The sequence below is a fragment of the Hominiventricola sp. genome (assembly GCF_057604405.1).
The window spans coordinates 1-1,359 of record NZ_DBLYVB010000094.1; the positions used below are offsets into that span (position 1 = coordinate 1).

Here is a 1,359-nt window from a genome sequence, read left to right on the forward strand (position 1 = left end):
TTAGAGGTTCAATATACCAATGTCTGGGAAAAGTATACCGCACCGGTTACGATTCCGGATGGAATACAGGCGCTTTACCTGACCTATCGCGGTAACGGAATTGCTGCATTAAGATCATTTGAGTTATCATAATCTATGTTATTGCATGTGCTGTAGTAACTTATAAGTCATTGAGAGATGAGCAAAACGAATTGATTTAAAAGTTGGATTTTTGGTGGATAGAAAAGATTTAGGATTATGGCTAATAGTAAAATTAGCGGAGGTAGGAATTATGCTGAGAACAGTACGGACAGAAAATGGATGGGTGAAAGGTATTGAAGCCGCAGACCCTAGGATAACTGCATTTAAGGGAATCCCTTTTGCGGCTCCTCCGGTAGGAGAGAACAGATGGAGAGCACCACAGCCCTGTGAAGACTGGGATGGAGTTCGTGAATGTTATCGCTTTGCTCCGATTTCCATGCAGAGCGTTCCGGGAATCGGTGATAACGTGTATATCCGTGAGTGGCATGTGGATCCGGAAATTGCCATGGATGAGGACTGTCTGTATTTGAACGTATGGACAGGTGCTAAAGAAGTAACAGAAAAACAGCCGGTTTTGGTATGGTTTTTCGGAGGAGGACTCCAGTGTGGATATCCTGCCGAAATGGAATTTGACGGAGAGAGAATTGCACGTCGCGGTGTGGTTGTTGTAACGGTAAACTACCGGGTTAATGTTTTTGGATTTTTGGCACATCCTCAGCTGACAGAGGAGCAGCCTGACGCACCGACTAATTTTGGAAGTCTGGATCAGCAGGCAGCACTTCGATGGGTACAGAGAAATATTGCTTTCTTTGGTGGAGATCCGGGTAATGTGACCATTGCAGGACAGTCAGCCGGAGGCGGAAGTGTTATGAGCCAGATGGCATGTATGGATAATGAAGGCTTATTTCATCGTGCAGTAGTGATGAGTGCAATGATTCGCTCTCCTTATCAGGTTGGAGGAATCGGAGTGCCGGAGGAATTGTGGCATGCTGAGGAAAATGGACAGCATTTTCTTTCTTTCCTGGGTTGCTCAACTATTGAGCAGGCTCGTAAGCTGGATGCGGCTACGATTCGTGACAAGTATGAGGAATATACCAAAATATTTCCGGCTATGTTTACCGTATTGGATCACAAGTTCTGTGTAGGTGACCCAATGGTTCTTTTCATGGAAGGCAAGCATGTAAATGTTCCCGTTATGTCTGGAAATACTTCAGATGAATTTCCTAGTTATATAGAAGCTTCCTCAAAAGAAGATTTGAAAAAGAAAGCGGAAGAGATTTTCGGAAAGAATGCTGAGACCTTTTTGCGCTTTCCCGAGGCAATGCGGGAGGATTCTAG

At 44.6% G+C, this 1,359-nt stretch carries 1 protein-coding gene; it reads left to right on the forward strand.

Annotated features, from left to right (window positions below):
• Positions 1–271 precede the first annotated feature (271 nt).
• A partial coding sequence (locus ACZMB2_RS14280; RefSeq protein WP_487597207.1) for a carboxylesterase/lipase family protein occupies positions 272–1,359 on the forward strand: 1,088 nt, incomplete at its 3' end.